Here is a 19,014-nt window from a genome sequence, read left to right on the forward strand (position 1 = left end):
CGCGGCACGATCCAGTGAACACGCGCGGGAGGGCGCAGATGATCACACGACGACATTTCCTGGCCGGTGGCGCCACTGCACTTGCCACTCCCCTGCTCGCCGCCTGTGGCCGCGGGCCGGGCCCTGACGCAGCCGGCGGCCAACTGCTGACGGCGACCGATGTGCACGTGGCCGATTACCCCACCGTGACAGCGGTGAAGTGGATCGGCGAGACCCTGCAGCGTGAGACCCAGGGACGCCTGCGTCTGCGCCAGTACCACTCGGGCCAGCTCGGCCGCGAGTCCGAAGCGATCGACATGGCCCGCTTCGGCGCCATCGACATCACCCGTGTCTATGCGGGCGCGCTGAACAACGCGTTTCCGCTGACCCAGGCGCTGTGCCTGCCCTACGTGTTCGAATCGGTGGCGCATCAGCGGGCAGCGCTTGATGGCGGCGTGGCCGATGCCGTGCTGCGCGGCTTCGAACGCCGCGACCTGGTCGGCCTGGCCATCTACGATTCCGGTGCGCGCTGCTTCTACAACACCCGGCATCCGATCACGCAGCCCGGTGACCTGCACGGGCTGAAGCTGCGCGTCGCATCATCGGACATCTTCATCCAGCTGATGCGGCTGCTCGGCGCCAACCCGACGCCGATGTCGCTGGGCGATACGTTCTCCGGCATGGAGACGCACATGATCGACGGTGCCGAGAACAACATGCGCAGCTTCCACTCCAGCCGTCACTTCGAGGCTGCGCACTACTGGTCGCAGAGCGATCACTCCTATGCACCGGACGTGCTGCTGATGTCACGCGCCAGTTTCGAGCGGCTGCAGCCGGATGACCGCCAGCTGCTGCTGGAGACCGCACGTGCGTCGGTGAAGGTGATGCGCGACCAGTGGGATGCCTCCGAGGATGCGGCACGACGCGCGGTGCTGGCGTACGGCGTGAAGGCCAACGAGGTCGACATGCCGGCGTTCCGCGCCGCCGCGCAGCCCCTGCTGCAGCAGTACCTGCAGCACGCGGAAATCGCCGCGCTGGTCGATCGCATCCGCGGTGCAGCCTGAGGACACAGCCATGACCGAAACGACGACATTTTCCCCACCCGGCCCCGGGCAGCGCCTGCTGGACCGCATCGCCGACATTGCCATCTACACCGCCGTGGCGGCCCTGCTGGGGCTGGTGGTGGTGCAGGGCTGGCAGGTCTTCGCGCGCTATGTGATCAACGATTCCCCGAGCTGGACCGAACCGGTGACCCTGCTGCTGCTCAGCACCGCGATGAGCCTGGGCGCGGCCTGTGGCGTGCACACCAACCGCCACTTCGGCTTCTTCCTGCTGCATGCCTACATGGCGCCGGCGCTGCGCCGCGCTGTGGACGTGCTGGTGCAACTGGTGGTGGCCGTGCTGGGCGCGTTCATCGCAGTGTGGTCGGCCGAGCTTCTTCTCGACGGCCTGGACATCAAGACCGCCGGTGCCGAGCTTCCGCAGAGCATCAACTACCTGCCGCTGGCGCTGGGCGGCGTGCTGATGGTGGTGTTCGCGCTGAACCGTGCGTGGAAGGCCACGCAGTCCACGCCGGCAGACGCTGCCGCCGATGACGCTGAAGGAGATCGTTGATCCATGGGTATCGCCATTCTGTTCTCGGTGTTCGCAGTGTTCCTGCTGCTGGGCGTGCCGGTGGCCTACGCGCTGGCTGCGGCCGCCCTTGCCACCCTGCTCTACCTGGACATCCCGTCCATCGTTCTGGTCCAGCAGATTTCGGCAGGTACCGGGTCTGCATCGCTGATCGCCATTCCACTGTTCATCTTCGCTGGCGAGATCATGATGCGCGGCGGCATCTCCGAGCGCCTGATCGCGCTGGCGTCCTCGCTGGTGGGGCGCCTGCGTGGTGGCCTGGGCCAGGTTTCGATCCTGTCCTCGCTGTTCTTCGGCGGCGTCTCCGGCTCGGCCATCGCGGATGTCTCGGCGGTGGGTGGCACGATGATTCCGCAGATGGTCAAGCGCGGCTATGACCGCGATTTCGCCGTCAATGTCAGCATCACCGCCGCCCTGGTCGCACTGCTGGTTCCGCCCTCGCACAACCTGATCCTGTTCTCGGCCGCAGCCGGTGGCGGCCTCTCGATCGCCGATCTGTTCGCGGCCGGCATCGTTCCGGCACTGCTGATGACGCTGGCATTGATGATCACCGGCTACGTCGTCGCGCGCCGCCGCGGCTATGGCGTGGAGGTGTTCCCGGGCTGGCGCGCGGTGCTGCTGCGGATGATCTCCGCCCTGCCCGGCCTCGGTCTGGTCGCGCTGATCTTCGTCGGCATCCGCGCTGGCATCTTCACTGCGGTGGAAAGCGCGGCGATCGCCGTGGTGTACGCACTGCTGGTGACCACGGTGCTGTATCGGCAACTGCGCTGGCGCGAGTTCTTCGCCACGGTCGTCCACGCCGCACGCAGCACCGGCGTGATCCTGTTCGTGATCGCCACCGCTGCGGTATTCGGCTGGCTGCTGGCCTACCTGCAGGTGCCGGCGGCGGCGGTGGATTTCCTGCAGTCCTTCGCGCACAGCCAGTTCATGGTGCTGCTGATGATCGTGGTGATGCTGTTGCTGCTGGGAACCTTCATGGACCTGGCACCGATGATCCTGATCTGCACGCCGATCTTCCTGCCGGTGGCGCGCGCGTACGGCATCGATCCGATCCACTTCGGGCTGGTGCTGGTGCTGACCGGCGGCCTGGGCCTGGTGACACCGCCGGTGGGCTCGGTGCTGTTCATCGGTACCGCCATCGGCAAGATCAGCGTGGGCCAGAGCATGCGTACCATCTGGCCGTTCTGGTTCGCTGCGCTGGGCGTGCTGCTGGTGGTCACCTTCTTCCCTGCCCTGTCGCTGTGGCTGCCGGCCACGCTGCGCAGCTGAGCCGGAGACCGCTGCCATGCACCGTCCGCTTCGCCGTATCCCTGCCGTGGCCCTGGCCAGCCTGCTTCTGGCCGCGCTTCCGGCGCTGGCCTCCGGCCCGGCCTCACCGACCTGGGCACGTGGGCTGGAGAACCAGCGCCAGGCCGATCTCGGCGACGGCACCTACCTGAACCCGGTGCTGGCCGGCGACCGCCCCGATCCGTCGGTCCTGAAGGACGGACAGGACTACTACCTGACCCTGTCCTCCTTCGACGCCTATCCCGGCCTGCCGATCTGGCATTCGCGGGACCTGGTCAACTGGCAGCCGCTGGGTCATGCCATCACCCGCAACGTGGGTGCGATCTGGGCACCGGACATCGTCAAGCACCAGGGTCGCTACTTCATCTACTTCCCGGCCCGGACCGGCGAACACCGCAGCAACTTCGTGGTGTGGGCCGATGACATCCGCGGGCCGTGGAGCGATCCGATCGACATCGGCCTGGGCGGCTACATCGACCCCGGCCATGCGGTGGGCGAGGACGGCAAGCGCTACCTGTTCCTCAGCGGAGGCGACTATGTGCAGCTGGCCGATGACGGGCTGAGCGTGGTCGGCACACCGAAGCATGTCTACGACGGCTGGCGCTATCCGCAGAGCTGGGATGTGGAAGCCTATGCGCAGGAAGGACCGAAGATCCACTTCCGCGAGGGCTGGTACTACATGACCACCGCCGTGGGAGGCACCGCCGGCCCACCCACCGGGCACATGGTGATCACTGCGCGCTCGCGTTCCATCCATGGGCCCTGGCAGAACGCACCGAACAATCCGATCACGCGCACGCAGTCGGCGTCCGAGCCGTGGTGGTCGCGAGGCCACGCGACAGTGATCGAAGGCACCGACGGTCGCTGGTGGATGATGTACCACGGGTATGAGAACGGCTTCTGGACCCTGGGCCGGCAGACCCTGCTGGACCCGATCGAGTGGACGGACGATGGCTGGTTCGTGGCCAGGGGCGGTGACCTCGGCCAACCGCTGCGCAAGCCTTCCGGAAGCGCCCTGGCACCGCACGGCATGGCGCTTTCGGATGATTTCCGCGGCGGCAGGCTCGGGCCACAGTGGGCGTTCTTCAACCCGGGCAGTGACGAGTACCGGCGCCTGCGCTTCAGCGGCGATGGGCTGGTGATGCAGGGCAAGGGCAGTGCGCCGCGCGATGCGTCTCCGCTGACCACCATCGCCGGCGATCCGGCCTACCAGTTCGAGGTGGAGCTGGAGGTAGCGCCAGGCGCAGTCGGCGGCGCGCTGCTGTTCTACAGCGACCGCCTCTATGTGGGCGTGGGCAGCAACGGCGAGCAGTTCATCATGCACCGTTACGGCGAGGAACGCCCTGCCCGCCTTGCGCCCAGCGACCGCGGCGGGCGGCTCTGGCTGCGCGTCACCAACAACCGCCATATCGTCACCTTCCATACCAGCAGCGACGGCCGGACCTGGCAGAAGTACCCGGTTCAGATGGAAACCTCGGGTTACCATCACAATGTGGCTGGTAAGTTTCTCGCCCTGAAGCCGGCGCTGTACGCTGCCGGTGACGGTGCGGTGACCTTCCGCAGCTTCCGCTACCGCGCGCTGGACTGAGTGCGCGGCCGGAAATCCCCCGACTTACCTGGTCCATTACATGTCAGTGCGCAACAAGAATGATGCCGCCACGCCGGCATTGGCCAAAGGCAAGGCAGCCACGATCAACGACATCGCGCGACTGTCCGGAGTGTCCAAGAAAACGGTTTCAAGGATCATCAACAACTCACCGCTGGTGCGCAAGGACACGCGCGACAAGGTCGAGGCGCTGATGCGCGAGGTGGGCTATACGCCCGATCCGCTGGCGCGCGGCCTGGCCTTCCGTCGATCCTTCCTGATCGGCATGGTCTACGACAACCCCACCGCCCAGTACATCGTGGACATGCAGTACGGTGCACTCGACGCGCTGCGCGGTTCCAGCTTCGAGCTGGTCGTGCACCCCTGCGACAGCCGCAGCCCGGGCTACATCGACGGCGTGCGCCGCTTCGTGCAGCAGCAGAAGCTGCATGGGGTGATCCTGGTACCGCGTGCCTCCGAGGACCAGGCGCTGGCGGACATGCTGGATGAGATCGGCTGCCGCTTCACCCGCGTGGCCGCGCTGCCGCTGGACGAGAGTTCGCAGATGGTGGTCACCCACGATCGTGACGGCGCCGCCGAAGCGGCCGACTACCTGCTCTCGCTGGGCCACCGCGACATCGCCCTGGTGACCGGGCCCAGCGCCTATCGTTCGGCGCACGAGCGTACCGCCGGCTTCATTGATGCGCTGTCGCAGCGTGGCATCGAGCTGCCCAAGGACCGCATCATCGAGGCGGGCTACACCTTTGAATCGGGCGTGGCCGCCGCCGAGAAGCTGCTGCTGGGCAAGCGCCGGCCGACCGCGATCTTCACCGGGAACGATGAAATGGCGGCGGGCATCTACAAGGTGGCGCTGCGTGCAGGCATCAACATCCCGCGCCAGCTGTCCATCATCGGCTACGACGACAGCCCGCTGGCCTCGCGCCTTTGGCCGTCGCTGACCTCGGTACGGCGCCATACCCGCGATACCGGCCGCACCGCTGCGGCGATGCTGATCCAGCCCGACGGCCAGCCGGCGCTGCAGATCGCCAGCGTGCGCCCGCACCTGATCGTACGCGACTCCTGCCAGCCGCCGGAGGACTGATCCGGCGGGGATCAGTCCGGTAGCCCGCAGGCCTGCCTGCGACTCCGTTGAAGCCGCCTCACCTTGCCGCGACCGTTGAGCGCTATCGTGCGGCGCAAAATGACACCGGTTACCAACGTCGCTAGAATCCCCCTGAACCGTGCCGGGGCCGAATGATCGGCCCGCCCCCTGCTCTGGAGATGCCATGTACTGCAAGACCCACTACGCCACCCATCCCGACGCCATCAAGGGCGCCAGCAACGACCAGCTGCGCGAGCTGTACCTGCTCGACGGCCTGTTCAACCCCGGCCAGGTGACGCTGAAGTACACCCACTACGAGCGCTTCGTACTCGGTGGCGCGGCGCCCCTGGATGCGCCGCTGGCGCTGCCGGTGCAGACCGAACCGGCGTCGGCCGCCGGCCATCCGTTCCTGGAGCGTCGCGAGCTGGGCGTGATCAACGTCGGCAGCGGTACCGGTACGGTCACCGTCGACGGCACCGTCTACACGCTGGGCCCGAAGGATGGCCTGTACGTGGCGATGGGCAGCAAGGACGTCGTGTTCGCCTCGCAGGACGCCGCCAACCCCGCTCAGTTCTACCTGGCCTCGACCCCGGCCCATGCGCGCTTTGAAACCAAGCAGCTGTCGATCAAGGACGCGGTAGCGCTGGACCGCGGCGCGCTGGAGACCAGCAACGAGCGCACCATCTACCAGTACATCGTGCCGGCCACCTGCCAGTCCTCGCAGCTGCTGCTGGGCCTGACCGTGCTCAAGCCCGGCAGCGTGTGGAACACCATGCCGCCGCACCTGCATGACCGCCGCAGCGAGGTCTATTTCTACTTCGACCTGGGCGACAACGACCGCGTGTACCACTTCATGGGCGAACCGGACGCGCAGCGCCACATCGTCATCCAGAACAACGAAGCCGTGGTATCGCCGCCGTGGTCGATCCACATGGGTGCCGGTACCAGCAACTACGCCTTCATCTGGGCGATGGGCGGCGAGAACCTGGATTACACCGACATGCACGTGCTGGACATCTGCCAGCTCAAGTAAGTCCTGCCTGGCCGCCGCGCACGCGTGCCGGTGGCCGTTCGCCTGCATCACGCACACCACTACCAAGGAACGCACACGCAATGGCCAATCCCTTCAGCCTGGAAGGCAAAGTCGCTCTGGTAACCGGTGGTAATACCGGTCTGGGCCAAGGTATCGCGGTTGCGCTGGCCACCGCCGGCGCCGATGTCGCCGTGGCCGGCATCGCGCCGCCCACCGAAACCATCGAGAAGATCACCGCGCTCGGCCGACGCTGCCTGGCGGTGGAAGCCAACCTGATCAGCATCGAGCCGGTCGAGCGCGTGGTGCGCGAAACCATCGAGGGACTGGGTGGCCTGGATATCCTGGTCAACAATGCCGGCCTGATCCGCCGCGCCGACGCGGTGGAGTTCAGCGAACAGGACTGGGATGACGTGATGAACGTCAACATCAAGTCGGCGTTCTTCATCTCGCAGGCGGCGGGCCGTCATTTCATCGCCCAGGGCAGCGGCAAGATCATCAACATCGCCTCGATGCTGTCGTTCCAGGGCGGCATCCGGGTGCCGTCGTACACCGCCAGCAAGAGTGGCATCGCCGGCATCACCCGCCTGCTGGCCAACGAATGGGCCGGCAAGGGCGTCAACATCAACGCGATCGCGCCGGGCTACATGGCCACGGACAACACGGCGGCCCTACGTGCCGATGCCGACCGCAACAAGGCGATCCTGGATCGCATTCCGGCCGGCCGTTGGGGCACGCCGGAGGACCTGGCCGGCGCGGCGGTGTTCCTGGCATCCAGCGCATCGGATTACATCAACGGCGCCGTGCTGCCGGTCGATGGTGGCTGGTTGGCGCGCTGAGGCACACCGGTCTGTAGAGCCGAGCCCATGCTCGGCTGTCGCGCTCTGATCGAAAAACAGCCGAGCATGGCTCGGCTCTACAGGAGTGCCGCGATGCGAAGGCTGTTGCTGTTGTTGCTGCTGTCGTGCACCACCGCGCAGGCGGCGCCGGTGCGGGTGTTCATCGCCGGTGACTCCACCGCGGCCGAGTACGGTCCCGAGCGCGCGCCGCAGGCGGGCTGGGGCCAGGCCCTGCAGAGCTACCTCGATCCGGCGCGGTTCGAAGTGCGCAACCACGCCCGGGGAGGCCGCAGCACGCGCAGCTTCATCGATGAAGGCCGCCTGGATGCGATCGCCACCGAGCTGCGCCGTGGCGACGTGCTGCTGATCCAGTTCGGCCATAACGACGCCAAGTTCGAAGATCCCACGCGCTATACCGATCCGGACAGCGACTATCCGCGCCTGCTGATGCGTTACGTGCAGGTGGCGCGCGACAAGGGCGCCACGCCGGTGCTGGTCACGCCGGTGGCGCGGCTGCTGTATGACTTCGGTTCGCTGCTGGACACACATGCGCGTTACACGCGGGCGATGCAGCAGCTGGCCGCGCGCGAGCGCGTTGCCCTGATCGAACTCAACGACCGCAGCACGCGCTGGATACGCGCGCTGGGCGAGCAGGGTGCACGACCCTACTTCCTGTTCGTGCCCGAGCAGGGCAAGGCCGACGGCACCCACTTCAGTGTGGCCGGCGCCAACGCCGTTGCCTGCCTAGTGCTGCGCGAGTGGAGGGTGCTGCAGCCGGGGCTGGAAGATGCACTCGTGCGCGACATCGACTGTGACGTGGGCGCGGCGGCGGGGCAGGGCGGGCAACCGGCGCAGCCCTCGCGCGTGGTCCATGAGCATGACATCGCCATCCGCCAGCCCGGCCCGCATGGTGGCGCCGGGCCGACCACGGCCTATCCGTTCTTCGCCGGAGAGAAGGACCTGCCGTTCGTGCTGCGCAAGCGCGTACTGCACAAGGGTGCAGGCATCGGCCTGCATCCGCAGCACAAGGACGAGATCTACTACATCGTCAGCGGGAAGGGCAGCTACGTGCTGGACGGAACGCAGTACGACGTCAGCGCAGGCGATGCCCTGCTGACGCGCAAAGGCAGTTCGCATGCACTGCAGCAGGTGGGTGACGAGGATCTGGTGCTGCTGCTGGCATACCCGCGCTGACCCGTGGAGCCGGGCGTGGAGCCGGCCTTACGGATGCCCCTGCCGCATCACACGTCGCCGCCGTCGGCCCAGCCTTCGCCGGTTCCCTTCTGGAACACACGGTCGTCGGCCTGCACGTCACCGGCCGGCAGGTGCTGCTGCTCGGCCAGCGAGGCATAGATCGGGGTGAAGTCCGGCGACGTCGCCTGCATCAGCTGCTCGAAGCTGTCGATGACGAAGTAGGTCTTCTGGAAGGTATCGATGCGGTAGCGCGTGCGCATGATGCGCTGCAGGTCGAAGCCGATACGGTTGGGCGCGGCCGATTCCAGCGAGTACAGCGATTCGCCCTTTGACGAGACGATACCGGCGCCGTAGATGCGCAGGCCATCCGGGGTATCGATCAGGCCGAACTCCACCGTGTACCAGTACAGGCGCGTGAGGTTCTGCAGCGCCTCCGGGCCGATGGCGTGGGCTTTGACACCGCCACGGCCGTAGGCCTCCATGTAATCGGCAAACACCGGATTCATCAGCAGCGGCACATGGCCGAACAGATCGTGGAACAGGTCCGGCTCGGCGATGTAGTCGATCTGGTCGGGGCGACGGATCCACCACGTGACCGGGAAGCGGCGGTTGGCCAGGTGGTCGAAGAAATCCAGCTCCGGCAGCAGCCCCTCCACGCCCACCAGCGTCCAGCCGGTGGCTGCGCCGAGTACTTCATTCAGCTGGTCGAAGCGCGGAATCATGTGCGCGCTCATGCCCATCTCGTCCTGCGCGTCCAGGAACTCCCGGCACGCACGGCCAACCAGCAGCTCGCGCTGGCGCTGGTACAGCGTGCTCCACGTCGCGTGGTCATCGGCGCTGTAGGTATCCCACGGCTGCTCGACGAGCGCGGTGGTGTACACCGGCACGTAGCCCTTGTCGGTCTGCTGGTGTTCGACGCGGCGGGGCTGGGCGGGATCCATGGGACGCTCCTTGAAGGGATGTCCACGATGCTAGGGCAGGGCGGGCGCAACAGGGTTGCAAAAGTTGCGCGGAATGACCTTGCTGGCGCAATATCCTTGCGTACACACCATGTTGCGGGGCAACAATGGCCGGAGAAGTCCAGTTCGATCGCACGGATATACGCCTGCTGGCCGAAATCCAGCGGGATGGTCGCGCCACCAATGCCGAGCTCGCGGCCCGGGTGAACCTCTCCCCCTCCGCCTGCCTGCGCCGCCTGCAGCGGCTGGAGAGCGAGGGTGTGATCGTCGGCTATGGCGCGCGCCTGGAACCCCGGCAGCTGCGGCTGGGCCTGCAGGCGTTCGTGCGGGTGCAACTGGAAAAGCACGACCAGGCGGCCATCGCGCATTTCGTGGACAGCGTGCAGGGCTGGGATGAAGTGGTGGCCTGCCATGCGCTCACCGGCGACATGGATTACCTGTTGCACGTCTACGTGCGCGACCTCGAGCACTTCTCGCGCTTCCTGCTGGACCGCCTGCTCAATGCCGGTGGCGTGGCCGATGCCAATTCCAGCTTCGTGCTGCGCACGGTGAAGGGCTTCCAGGCGTTGCCACTGTCGCAGCTGGAACCCTGAGCACCGGTCAGCGCGGGCGAGGGCTCAGCACTTGTCCTTGCGCCCCATCAGCCTGCCCAGCCGCGAGGTCTCCTCGCACTTCGGCGCGGCTACCGGTGGCGGTACCAGCGCGGCGGCGCGCGCCTTCTGCAGCTGCTGGATCTTCGCGCGGATCTGCGGCATCGCGGCCATCGCCGCCTTTTCCCCCTCCAGGATCGCGGTCCCGCGCTGGCTGAAATCAGCCGCACCGATATCCAGCACGCGCGGGCGGATCACGATGTCGGCGCGGGCCAGTTCCTGCTCGCCCAGGCGCTGGCCCATGATCGCGATCGACTGGTTGACGATGCCGAGCATGTCAGTCGGTGCCTTGCCACTGGCCTTGCTGGAGATGTCCACGGCGATCACGAAGTCGGCACCGAGCTGGCGCGCGGCATCGACCGGCACCGGGCTGACCACGCCGCCATCGACGTAGTTGCGTCCGCCGATCTTCACCGGCTCGAACACGCCGGGGATGCTGCTGGACGCACGGACGGCCTGGCCCACATTGCCGCGCACGAAGATCGCGCGTTCGCCGGTTTCGAGCTGGGTGGCGACGGCGGCGAACGGCTTCTTCAGGCGCTCTGCCGGACGGTTGGCGACCTGCTCGTTGACGTAGTCCTGCAGCTTCTGGCCCTGCACCAGCCCGCCGGAGAACAGGCGCACGTCGCGGATGCTGGCTTCATCCAGCGCGACGGCCCGGCTCTGCATCTGGAACGCATCCATGCCGCTGGCGTACAACGCGCCGACCACACTGCCGGCGCTGGTGCCGGACACCACCACCGGCTCGAAGCCGTTGGCCTCGAGCATCTTGATCACGCCGATGTGGGCAAAGCCCTTGGCCGCGCCGCCGCCCAGCGCGATGCCGATCTTCACCGGCTTGGCCTGCGGCACCACGGTCGGCGCCGGCGGCGGCGCCGGACGCACCGGATCGCCACCGCAACCGGCCAGCAGGCCAAGCAGGGCAACGGACAGCAGCACGCGGGGACGGAACAGGCTCATCGGCAATGCGCTCGCGGCGCCGGATTCAGGGAAGGGCGCCAGCATACCGAAGCCACGGCGGGCCGGGCAGGGCAGGACGACGCCCTATTCATGGACCGCCATGGGTAGCGCCGGGCATGGCCTGGCGGGCAGTTCAGGGCCGCTGCGCTCGCCGGGCATGGCCCGGCGCTACCCGCGGGCGATCAGAACCGGTTGTCGCCGTCGAGGATGCGGCCGATGCCGCCCAGCACCGAGCCTTCGCCGCGGTTCTGCCCACCTCCCTGCGGCGCGGCCATCCACATCCGGCCGGCCAGGCGCGAGAACGGCAGCGATTGCAGCCAGACCTTGCCCGGTCCGGTCAGGGTTGCCAGGAACACGCCCTCGCCACCGAACACCATGCTCTTGATGCCACTGACCCGGCGCACGTCCATGTCCACCGTCGGGTGGTAGGCGACCACGCAGCCGGTATCGACGTCCAGGCGCTCGCCGGCGGCCAGTTCGCGCTCGACCACACAGCCTCCGGCGTGGATGAACACCCAGCCATCGCCTTCCAGCTTCTGCATGATGAAGCCTTCGCCGCCGAACAGGCCGGTCATGATCTTGCGCTGGAACTGCACGCCGATCTGCACGCCGCGCGCCCCCGCCAGGAAGCTGTCCTTCTGGCAGACCAGGCGGCCGCCGTGCTGGTCCAGCTTCATGGCCAGCACGGTGCCGGGGTAGGGCGCGGCGAAAGCGACCTTGGCCTTGCCCTGCCCGGTATGCGTATAGAGCGTGGCGAACAGGCTCTCGCCGGTCAGCACGCGTTTGCCGGCCGACATCAGCTTGTCCATGATGCCGCCGCCCTGGCCGCTGTGCGTGCCGTCGCCGAACACCGTATCCATCTGCACCGAGGCGTCCTTGAACATCAGCGCGCCGGCTTCGGCGATGGCGCTCTCGCCGGGATCCAGCTCGATCTCCACGAACTGCATCTCATGGCCGACGATGCGGAAGTCGATGTCGTCGGCCCGGCCCCGCGCAGGCCCGCCCGGCACGGGTGGCGGCGTGTTGGGCATGCCCGGGGCGGGCGCCTGCAGCTCGGGCACCTCGGCGATGGCGGTCCAGCCGCTCATGCCCTGGCACCAGGCCAGCGCGCGGGGGTTGGCCTGCGCGTAGCGGCGCGCGGCTTCGTCATCGAGCGGCCCGATGCGGTCGGCCTGGGCGGAGGAATGGAAGTACCACTGGGTCATGGCGGTGCGCCGGGTCGGGGTGGGAAAGCCCGAGTCTAGCGACCCTCCCCGGTGGCCCGCGACCGCGCCATGAACAGCGGCCATTTGCGGCGCAGGTGCTGTATTGCAACAATTATCTGGTAGCGCCGTTTTACCACCCCTCCAAACACAGCCTACCGCCATGTCCCCGACCCGCACTTCCCGCGGCCGTATTCCGGTCGCGCGCCCCCTCGTTGCCGCTCTCTCCGCCCTGCTGCCGCTGGTTGCAGCCGCCCAGGAAACCCCCGCCGCCAAGGATCCGGTCGCGCTCGATACCCTGCAGGTGACGGCCCAGCGCCGCGTCGAGAATGCCAAGGACGTGCCGGTCGCGATCACCGCGATCCAGGGCGAGAAGCTCGATGTGCTCGGCTCGGCCGGCGACGACACCCGCTTCCTGGCCGCGCGCGTACCCAGCCTCAACATCGAATCGTCCTATGGCCGTGCCTTCCCGCGCTTCTACATGCGCGGCCTCGGCAACACCGACTTCGACCTCAATGCCTCGCAGCCGGTCTCGCTGGTGTACGACGACGTGGTGCAGGAAAGCCCGCTGCTGAAGGGCTTCCCGTTGTTCGACCTGGCCAACGTGGAAGTGCTGCGTGGGCCGCAGGGCACCCTGTTCGGCCGCAACACGCCGGCCGGCGTGGTCAAGTTCGATTCGGCGCGTCCGTCGCAGGATGCCGATGGCTACGTCCGCGTCGGCTACGGCAGCTACAACAGCTGGAACGTGCAGGGCGCCTACGGCGGCCCGCTGACCGACCGCTGGTCGGCACGCGTTTCGGCGATCTACCAGCGCCGTGACGACTGGGTCGACAACACCCGCGTCGGCGCGCCCAACAGTGGTTTTGAAGGCTATGACGAGGCCGCCGGCCGCGTGCAGTTCCTGTACGAGGGCGACGATTTCGAGGCCCTGTTCAACCTGCACAAGCGCAAGCTCAACGGCACCGCCCGCCTGTTCCGCGCCAACATCATCCAGAAGGGCAGCAACGCGCTGGTCGAGAACTTCGACCGCGACAAGGTGGCCAACGACGGCGTGAACTTCTCCGACCTGGAAACCTGGGGCGGCAGCGCGCGCCTGCAGTGGAACCTCGGCTCGGTGACCCTGCACTCCATCACCGGCTACGAGACTGCCGAATCGCTCAACCGCGGCGATATCGACGGTGGCTACGGTGCTTCGTTCCTCGGCGCCGGCAACTATGGCCCGGGCTTCATTCCGTTCCCGTCCGAATCGGCCGATGGCCTGCCGCACCACCGCCAGTGGACCCAGGAATTCCGCGTGGAATCCAATGAGTGGGGCCGCTTCGACTGGCAGGCCGGTGTCTTCTACTTCGATGAAGACGTCACCATCGACAGCTTCAACTACGACTCGCTGACGCCGGGCAATCCGCAGACCGGCCATGCCGTGCAGAGCCAGCGCAACAAGGCGTGGGCGGTGTTCGCATCGGGCGACTTCGATGTCACCGACCGCTTCAAGCTGCGCGCCGGCGTGCGCTACACGCAGGACAAGAAGGACTTCACCGCGCGCGTGCTGCAGGCCGTGCAGGGCGGCACCCCGGTGAGCGGGCCGTACCTGGCCAACACCGACGTCGATGACGTCAGTTGGGATGTCAGCGGTGTGTACAAGCTGACCGACAACGTCAATGCGTATGCGCGCGTGGCCAAGGGCTTCCGCGCGCCGTCGATCCAGGGCCGTCTGGCCTTCGGTGGCGTGTCGCAGGCCGATTCCGAGAAGGTGATCTCGTACGAAGCCGGCATCAAGGCCGACCTGTTCGATCGCCGCGCCCGCCTGGGCTTCAGCGTGTTCCGCTACGACGTCGACGGCCAGCAGCTGATCGCGGTCGGCGGCAGCAACAATACCGCCACCCTGCTCAACGCCGACAAGACCATCGGCCAGGGCGTGGAACTGGACCTGGAAGCCTACCTGGCCGACAACGTCCTGCTGACCCTGGGCAGCAGCTACAACGACACCGAGATCAAGGACGGAAACCTGGCCGTGGCGATCTGCGGCGGTGGCTGCACCATCACCGATCCGACCACGGTGATCAACGGCGGCACCTACGCCCTGGTCAACGGCAATCCGCTGCCGCAGGCGCCGAAGTGGATCCACAACATGACCCTGCGCGTGGGCTTCCCGCTCACCGATGGCAGCGAGCTGTACGCCTACACCGACTGGGCCTACCGCAGCCCGGTGAACTTCTTCATCTACGAGTCGCCGGAGTTCCGCAGCCGCAGTTCGCTGGAAGGCGGCCTGCGCCTCGGCTACAACTGGGAGTACGGCCAGTACGACGTGGCGGTGTTCGGCCGCAACCTCACCAACCAGACCCGCGTGGTCGGTGCGATCGACTTCAACAACCTGACCGGCTTCCTCAACGAGCCGCGGACCTGGGGCGTGGAGTTCACCGCGAAGTTCTGATGCGGTCGCTGTACCGAGGCACTGCAGAAGGGCCGGCGCAATGCCGGCCCTTCTGCGTTCGGTGTCCGCCGGGCGTGGCCCGGCGCCACCTGTGCGCCGCGAGCGCTTACAGCGCGCTCTGCGGGCGCACCTTCAGCACTGCCTCTTCGGCGGTGCAGTTGCGGCTGGAGTGCAGGCCGGCCTTGCGCGCGGCGGCGATCTCGCTGCGTGCCGCCAGCAGGTCGCGCTGGAACGCGGCATTGTCATGCAGCCGGGCAACGGCAGCAGCCCCCATGAAACGGCCTTCGAGGATGTCGCTCTGCCAGTGCACGTTGCACACCAGGCGGCTCTCGCCGTAGTTGCGGCCGCGGGCCTGGATGGCATCGGCACGGTCCGGCGCGATCTCCGACAGGATCAGGGCCCATGCCCAGCCGATCGAGGTGTGGCCGGACGGATAGGAACCGTTGCTGCGCAGCCCCGCTTCATCATCCGGCGTGCAGGTCGGCTCGCCATTGACCATGAACGGGCGCGGGCGCTGGTAGTGGTTCTTGGCGACCTTGGTGGCAGCGCTGGCGTCGATCCGGCTGCGCTCCAGCAGGCGGTACAGCGCGGGCGTCTTCACCGCGTCCACATCGATGTCGACCGCGCAGGAAAACTGGTTGGCACCTTCCGGAAAGCCCAGTTCGGCATCCAGTGTGGCCTGGGCGAAGCGTGGGCTGCCGCGCAGTGCACGCGCTTCGCGGCTGACCTGTTCATCCAGGGCGAAGCCCGCCGAGCCCGCGGCGGGTGGCGCCGGAACCAGGGCCAGGCTGGCCGGTACGGCGCGCGCGTCCAGATAGCCCACGGCCTTGGTGGTGACGTTGGCTTCGACGGCGGTCGGCCGGGCAGCAGACGCGGCACAGCCGGCCAGCGCCAGCACGATGGCCAGGCCAAGCAGGGGACGGGCAGGGCGGAAGATCACAGACATGGTCAGGCTCAGCAGAGGAAACACCACGCCATGATCGCAGCCCGCAGCCGGCGTCGCAGTGGCCGTCGGTCATACGGCCAGACCCGGCATGGTCATCAAAACGGGGCAAAAGCGTCATCGCGCTCCGCCATTCTCCCGAATCCGGGCGCAGCGCACGGACTTTCACGCGCCGGGGCATCGAGCATCGGCGCAACGATGGCATGCGTGCCATTCCATTCCAGCCGGGTCGGGGGGATCCGCTGACAGAGGGAGAGAAGCGATGCGCAGCACCGCAACAGGAAGTACCGTCCTGGTCCTGCTCGCCACCATGGCCGTCACGCCGGCCACCGCCGCCGATGTGGTCGGCGTGGCCTTCGTGCACGGCACCGGCGCGCAGACCAACGCAACCCAGGACTACTGGCAACCGGCGATCATCGACACCGTCCGCCAGGGGCTGCCGAACAGCAGCAACTATGTGGTCATCAACTGCGATTTCACGCAGTACATGTGGAAGCCGGAAGCCGCCGGCTGCCTGGCCGACCAGCTCACCGGCTTCATCAACAGCCGCGGCATCACCCAGCTGGTGGTCATCACCCATTCCAACGGCGGCAACGTGATGCGCTGGATCCTCTCCAACCCGACCTACGACAGCCGCTACCTGAACATCATCCGCACGGTGCGCAAGGTCAACGCGCTGGCACCCTCATCGGCGGGTACGCCGCTGGCCGATGCCGTGCTCAACGGCAACACCTTCGAAACCTCGCTGGGCTGGCTGCTCGGTTACAAGAACGATGCCGTGCGCATGCAGCAGGTCGCCAGCATGGCCACCTACAACGCGCAGAACCTGTACGGCACGGCCGGTCGGCCGGCACTGCCCAAGCCATTCCGCGCGGTGGTCGGCAGCGATGTCGAATCGGCCGTGTGGGACAGCAACAGCTACTGCGGCGGCTACGCGGCCAACGTCGGCCTGGAGTTCACCCAGAACTGGCTGTCCTCGTGCTCGGACGGTTTCCTGGAGTGCAGCAGCCAGAAGGCAGCGGGCAGCACCTGGTTCACCGACACGGCGCGTACCCAGGGCGCCGAGCCGTTGAGCCACAACCAGAGCCGCCGCGAGTGCTTCGGCCTGGGCGCCATCCTGCGCAACGACCTGGCCCAGTGAGGACGACGACGATGACGATGAATTCCCTTCCGCTGACCACCGCCGTGCTGGCAGCCCTGGCCACAGCCTCCGTCACGGTGCACGCTGCGCAGCCGCTGCGCGCCCTCCCCGGCGACCAGGTGGTAGCCGCGCTGGTGGCCGCACCGCTGCCGCCTGACGACAGCGAACACGCGCCCCTGGCGTTTGCCTGGGCACTGGACCCGGCGCAGACCCTGCAGGCCTCCACGCCCTACGCCTCGGTCAGCCGCAGCTACTGGCAGCAGGTCGATGGCGCGCAGCTGCAACGTGGCCTGGAGCTGCCGCTGACCGCCCCCGATGCGGTGATCCAGCTGAGCCCGGCAGCCGGTGCGCGCGCGGTTCCGGCGCAGTCACTGCAGGTCCGGGATCCGGCCGGCCGCAGCAGCGTCGCCCGCGCCGTCGACGCGCGCCAGCTGCAGGACGCCGGCATGCCCGTGGGCGAAGGCAGCAGCATGCTGCGCACCGGCACGGACAGTGCTGCGGGAAATTACCGCCTGCAGAGCGCGCAGGCGCAGGGCCGCTACGTCGTACAGGTGCTTGAACCCAACAGCCCGTTGCGGCTGGAGGTGCAGGCCAGCCAGGCGCAGGTCCTGGCCGGCGGCAGCATACAGCTGCGGGCACGCCTGCTTGAAGACGGAGCCAGTCCCGCCCAGTTGCAGGCGCGCCGCGGAGGACTGGGCGGCGAAGCCTTGCTGGTCGCACCCGATGGCCGCAGCTGGCCGCAGCGGTTGCTGCGTACGGCCGACGGCAGCCTGCACGCGCAGGTACGGATTCCCGCCGAGGCCAGCAACACGCAGGGGCTGTGGGAACTGCAGGTGTTCGCCCAGGCCGATGGCGTACTGCGCGACGGCAAGGTCGCCTTCGCCGTAGCCCGGTCGACCGCCCGCTTCGTCGGGCAGGCCACACCGGACCAGGCCAGCCGGCGCGTGGCGCTGCCGTTGCAGGTCGCCGCCGCCGGGCGCTACGAAGCGCGCGGCACCCTGCACGCCACGGGCCCGGATGGCCAACTGCGTCCGGTCGCGCAGGCGCACGCCGCCGCATGGTTCGACGGTCCCGGTCGCGGCCAACTGGTGCTGCCGTTCGACCAGGCAGCGCTGCCGGCCGGCTTCGGTGCCCCCTTCGAACTGCGCGAGCTGCAGTTGCATGACCAGAGCCGGATGGCACCGATCGAGTCACGCGCAGTCGCGTTGCGGTTCTGAGGCATGACGTGGCGGGCCGGAATGCCGGCCCGCTACCCTGCACCGCCTGCAGCGCCACGCCGACGCCGGCACTGCGCAGGCGTACTGCTCACCCCGCGTACGCCGTCAGCCGGCCATCCTGTTCAACCACCCGGATCGGCCCGCCGAACACCGCCGACAGAGGCTCGTCACACAGCAGCGTGGCCCGACTGCCGTCGGCCAGCACGCGGCCGTCGCGCAGCAGCACCACCCGCTCGATCTCGGGAATGACCTCTTCAATGTGATGGGTCACCAGCACCAGGGTGATGCCCTGCTGCGCCAGTGCCCGCATGGTCGCGATCAGCTGCTGGCGGGCGACCAGATCCAGGCCGGTGGAGGGTTCGTCCAGCAGCAGCGCCTGCGGCCGGTTCACCAGCGCGCGCGCGATCAGCACCCGGCGCGTCTCGCCGGCAGAGAGCTCTGCATAGGCGCGCTCGCGCAGGGCCAGCGCACCGGTCATCGCCAGTGTCTCGCCGGCGCGGGCACGCATCTCGGCGGTCACCTCACGGAAAGCCGGCACCACGCAGCTGGCGAAGAAACCGGACAGCACGGCCTGCTCGACGGTCAGCCCCGGCATCTCGGACAGCGTGCTGCTGAGGTCACCGGTGACGATGCCCAGCTGCGAGCGCAGCCGGTCCACCTGCCAGCGGTTCTGGCCCAGTACCTTCACCGCGACCGCGCCGTCGCCCTGCGCCAGCGGGTAGAGCTCGCGGGTGATCAGCTTGATGAAGGTCGATTTGCCGCAGCCATTCGGGCCGAGCAGGGCGGTGTGCTGGCCCTGCGCGATGCGCAGGCTCAGCCCATGCAGGACCTTCACCTGGCCGCGCATCACGCTGGCGCGGTCC

At 67.8% G+C, this 19,014-nt stretch carries 17 protein-coding genes; 12 read left to right on the top strand and 5 right to left on the bottom strand.

Annotated elements, in window-relative coordinates; translation table 11 throughout:
- The first annotated feature begins 38 nt into the window (after positions 1–38).
- From ACX9OW_RS16480 to ACX9OW_RS16515, 8 genes are all read left to right on the top strand, one after another.
- A complete protein-coding gene (locus tag ACX9OW_RS16480) occupies positions 39–1,043 on the top strand; it encodes a TRAP transporter substrate-binding protein (RefSeq protein ID WP_065182105.1) in 1,005 nt (334 codons plus the stop codon).
- 10 nt (positions 1,044–1,053) lie between these two features.
- Complete coding sequence (locus tag ACX9OW_RS16485; RefSeq protein WP_164151498.1) at positions 1,054–1,593, top strand: TRAP transporter small permease; 540 nt, start codon at positions 1,054–1,056, stop codon at positions 1,591–1,593.
- A gap of 3 nt (positions 1,594–1,596) precedes the next feature.
- The gene (locus tag ACX9OW_RS16490; RefSeq protein WP_065174099.1) at positions 1,597–2,880 is read left to right on the top strand and encodes a TRAP transporter large permease; all 1,284 of its coding nucleotides are present in this window, start codon (positions 1,597–1,599) and stop codon (positions 2,878–2,880) included.
- A gap of 16 nt (positions 2,881–2,896) precedes the next feature.
- Positions 2,897–4,486, top strand: a complete 1,590-nt coding sequence (locus ACX9OW_RS16495; protein ID WP_459062574.1) for a family 43 glycosylhydrolase — start codon at positions 2,897–2,899, stop codon at positions 4,484–4,486.
- Positions 4,487–4,526: 40 nt separating this feature from the next.
- Positions 4,527–5,585: a LacI family DNA-binding transcriptional regulator gene (locus ACX9OW_RS16500; RefSeq protein ID WP_053516017.1), complete on the top strand. Its 1,059-nt coding sequence runs from the start codon at positions 4,527–4,529 to the stop codon at positions 5,583–5,585.
- 184 nt (positions 5,586–5,769) lie between these two features.
- Complete coding sequence (kduI, locus tag ACX9OW_RS16505; RefSeq protein WP_053516019.1) at positions 5,770–6,618, top strand: 5-dehydro-4-deoxy-D-glucuronate isomerase; 849 nt, start codon at positions 5,770–5,772, stop codon at positions 6,616–6,618.
- A gap of 80 nt (positions 6,619–6,698) precedes the next feature.
- Positions 6,699–7,454, top strand: a complete 756-nt coding sequence (gene kduD, locus ACX9OW_RS16510; RefSeq protein ID WP_053516021.1) for a 2-dehydro-3-deoxy-D-gluconate 5-dehydrogenase KduD — start codon at positions 6,699–6,701, stop codon at positions 7,452–7,454.
- 93 nt (positions 7,455–7,547) lie between these two features.
- Entirely contained in the window at positions 7,548–8,648 is a 1,101-nt protein-coding gene (locus ACX9OW_RS16515) for a GDSL-type esterase/lipase family protein (protein ID WP_197600178.1), read from the top strand.
- Positions 8,649–8,695: 47 nt separating this feature from the next.
- Here ACX9OW_RS16515 and phhA read toward each other — a convergent pair whose 3' ends face one another.
- Positions 8,696–9,589, bottom strand: coding sequence for a phenylalanine 4-monooxygenase (gene phhA, locus ACX9OW_RS16520; RefSeq protein WP_053516024.1), 894 nt, complete (start codon positions 9,587–9,589; stop codon positions 8,696–8,698).
- A gap of 125 nt (positions 9,590–9,714) precedes the next feature.
- On the opposite strand from phhA, the gene ACX9OW_RS16525 reads away from it, so the two are divergent.
- Positions 9,715–10,200: an Lrp/AsnC family transcriptional regulator gene (locus tag ACX9OW_RS16525; RefSeq protein WP_053516027.1), complete on the top strand. Its 486-nt coding sequence runs from the start codon at positions 9,715–9,717 to the stop codon at positions 10,198–10,200.
- Positions 10,201–10,224: 24 nt separating this feature from the next.
- Here the strand turns inward: ACX9OW_RS16525 and ACX9OW_RS16530 are convergent, their stop codons facing one another.
- Both ACX9OW_RS16530 and ACX9OW_RS16535 read right to left on the bottom strand, forming a co-directional pair.
- Positions 10,225–11,217 (bottom strand): patatin-like phospholipase family protein, encoded by a 993-nt coding sequence (locus ACX9OW_RS16530; RefSeq protein ID WP_065182113.1) that lies wholly within the window; start codon positions 11,215–11,217, stop codon positions 10,225–10,227.
- A gap of 182 nt (positions 11,218–11,399) precedes the next feature.
- Positions 11,400–12,422: a TIGR00266 family protein gene (locus ACX9OW_RS16535; RefSeq protein ID WP_053516031.1), complete on the bottom strand. Its 1,023-nt coding sequence runs from the start codon at positions 12,420–12,422 to the stop codon at positions 11,400–11,402.
- A 160-nt stretch (positions 12,423–12,582) separates the two neighbouring features.
- On the opposite strand from ACX9OW_RS16535, the gene ACX9OW_RS16540 reads away from it, so the two are divergent.
- Positions 12,583–14,850, top strand: coding sequence for a TonB-dependent receptor (locus ACX9OW_RS16540; protein WP_459062575.1), 2,268 nt, complete (start codon positions 12,583–12,585; stop codon positions 14,848–14,850).
- A 106-nt stretch (positions 14,851–14,956) separates the two neighbouring features.
- On the opposite strand, the gene ACX9OW_RS16545 is transcribed toward ACX9OW_RS16540, so the two are convergent.
- Positions 14,957–15,796 carry an acid phosphatase gene (locus ACX9OW_RS16545; protein WP_065182115.1) on the bottom strand — a complete coding sequence of 280 codons (840 nt, stop codon included), beginning with the start codon at positions 15,794–15,796 and terminating at the stop codon, positions 14,957–14,959.
- A 259-nt stretch (positions 15,797–16,055) separates the two neighbouring features.
- Between ACX9OW_RS16545 and ACX9OW_RS16550 the strand changes: the two genes are divergently transcribed.
- Complete coding sequence (locus ACX9OW_RS16550) at positions 16,056–16,934, top strand: hypothetical protein (protein ID WP_111187077.1); 879 nt, start codon at positions 16,056–16,058, stop codon at positions 16,932–16,934.
- 11 nt (positions 16,935–16,945) lie between these two features.
- Entirely contained in the window at positions 16,946–18,151 is a 1,206-nt protein-coding gene (locus tag ACX9OW_RS16555; protein WP_459062576.1) for a DUF4785 domain-containing protein, read from the top strand.
- A gap of 88 nt (positions 18,152–18,239) precedes the next feature.
- Here ACX9OW_RS16555 and ACX9OW_RS16560 read toward each other — a convergent pair whose 3' ends face one another.
- On the bottom strand, positions 18,240–18,998 hold the full coding sequence (locus ACX9OW_RS16560; protein WP_227255255.1) for an ABC transporter ATP-binding protein: 759 nt from the start codon (positions 18,996–18,998) through the stop codon (positions 18,240–18,242).
- Between the last annotated feature and the right edge of the window lie 16 nt (positions 18,999–19,014).

The sequence above is a fragment of the Stenotrophomonas genospecies 5 genome, assembly GCF_054473825.1.

Bases quoted from the DNA above. Each gene is read 5' to 3' on its own strand.
- ACX9OW_RS16480 (WP_065182105.1), top strand. From the start codon at position 39: ATGATCACACGACGACATTTCCTGGCCGGTGGCGCCACTGCACTTGCC.
- ACX9OW_RS16485 (WP_164151498.1), top strand. From the start codon at position 1,054: ATGACCGAAACGACGACATTTTCCCCACCCGGCCCCGGGCAGCGCCTG.
- ACX9OW_RS16490 (WP_065174099.1), top strand. From the start codon at position 1,597: ATGGGTATCGCCATTCTGTTCTCGGTGTTCGCAGTGTTCCTGCTGCTG.
- ACX9OW_RS16495 (WP_459062574.1), top strand. From the start codon at position 2,897: ATGCACCGTCCGCTTCGCCGTATCCCTGCCGTGGCCCTGGCCAGCCTG.
- ACX9OW_RS16500 (WP_053516017.1), top strand. From the start codon at position 4,527: ATGTCAGTGCGCAACAAGAATGATGCCGCCACGCCGGCATTGGCCAAA.
- kduI (WP_053516019.1), top strand. From the start codon at position 5,770: ATGTACTGCAAGACCCACTACGCCACCCATCCCGACGCCATCAAGGGC.
- kduD (WP_053516021.1), top strand. From the start codon at position 6,699: ATGGCCAATCCCTTCAGCCTGGAAGGCAAAGTCGCTCTGGTAACCGGT.
- ACX9OW_RS16515 (WP_197600178.1), top strand. From the start codon at position 7,548: ATGCGAAGGCTGTTGCTGTTGTTGCTGCTGTCGTGCACCACCGCGCAG.
- phhA (WP_053516024.1), bottom strand. From the start codon at position 9,589: ATGGATCCCGCCCAGCCCCGCCGCGTCGAACACCAGCAGACCGACAAG.
- ACX9OW_RS16525 (WP_053516027.1), top strand. From the start codon at position 9,715: ATGGCCGGAGAAGTCCAGTTCGATCGCACGGATATACGCCTGCTGGCC.
- ACX9OW_RS16530 (WP_065182113.1), bottom strand. From the start codon at position 11,217: ATGAGCCTGTTCCGTCCCCGCGTGCTGCTGTCCGTTGCCCTGCTTGGC.
- ACX9OW_RS16535 (WP_053516031.1), bottom strand. From the start codon at position 12,422: ATGACCCAGTGGTACTTCCATTCCTCCGCCCAGGCCGACCGCATCGGG.
- ACX9OW_RS16540 (WP_459062575.1), top strand. From the start codon at position 12,583: ATGTCCCCGACCCGCACTTCCCGCGGCCGTATTCCGGTCGCGCGCCCC.
- ACX9OW_RS16545 (WP_065182115.1), bottom strand. From the start codon at position 15,796: ATGTCTGTGATCTTCCGCCCTGCCCGTCCCCTGCTTGGCCTGGCCATC.
- ACX9OW_RS16550 (WP_111187077.1), top strand. From the start codon at position 16,056: ATGCGCAGCACCGCAACAGGAAGTACCGTCCTGGTCCTGCTCGCCACC.
- ACX9OW_RS16555 (WP_459062576.1), top strand. From the start codon at position 16,946: ATGACGATGAATTCCCTTCCGCTGACCACCGCCGTGCTGGCAGCCCTG.
- ACX9OW_RS16560 (WP_227255255.1), bottom strand. From the start codon at position 18,998: ATGCGCGGCCAGGTGAAGGTCCTGCATGGGCTGAGCCTGCGCATCGCG.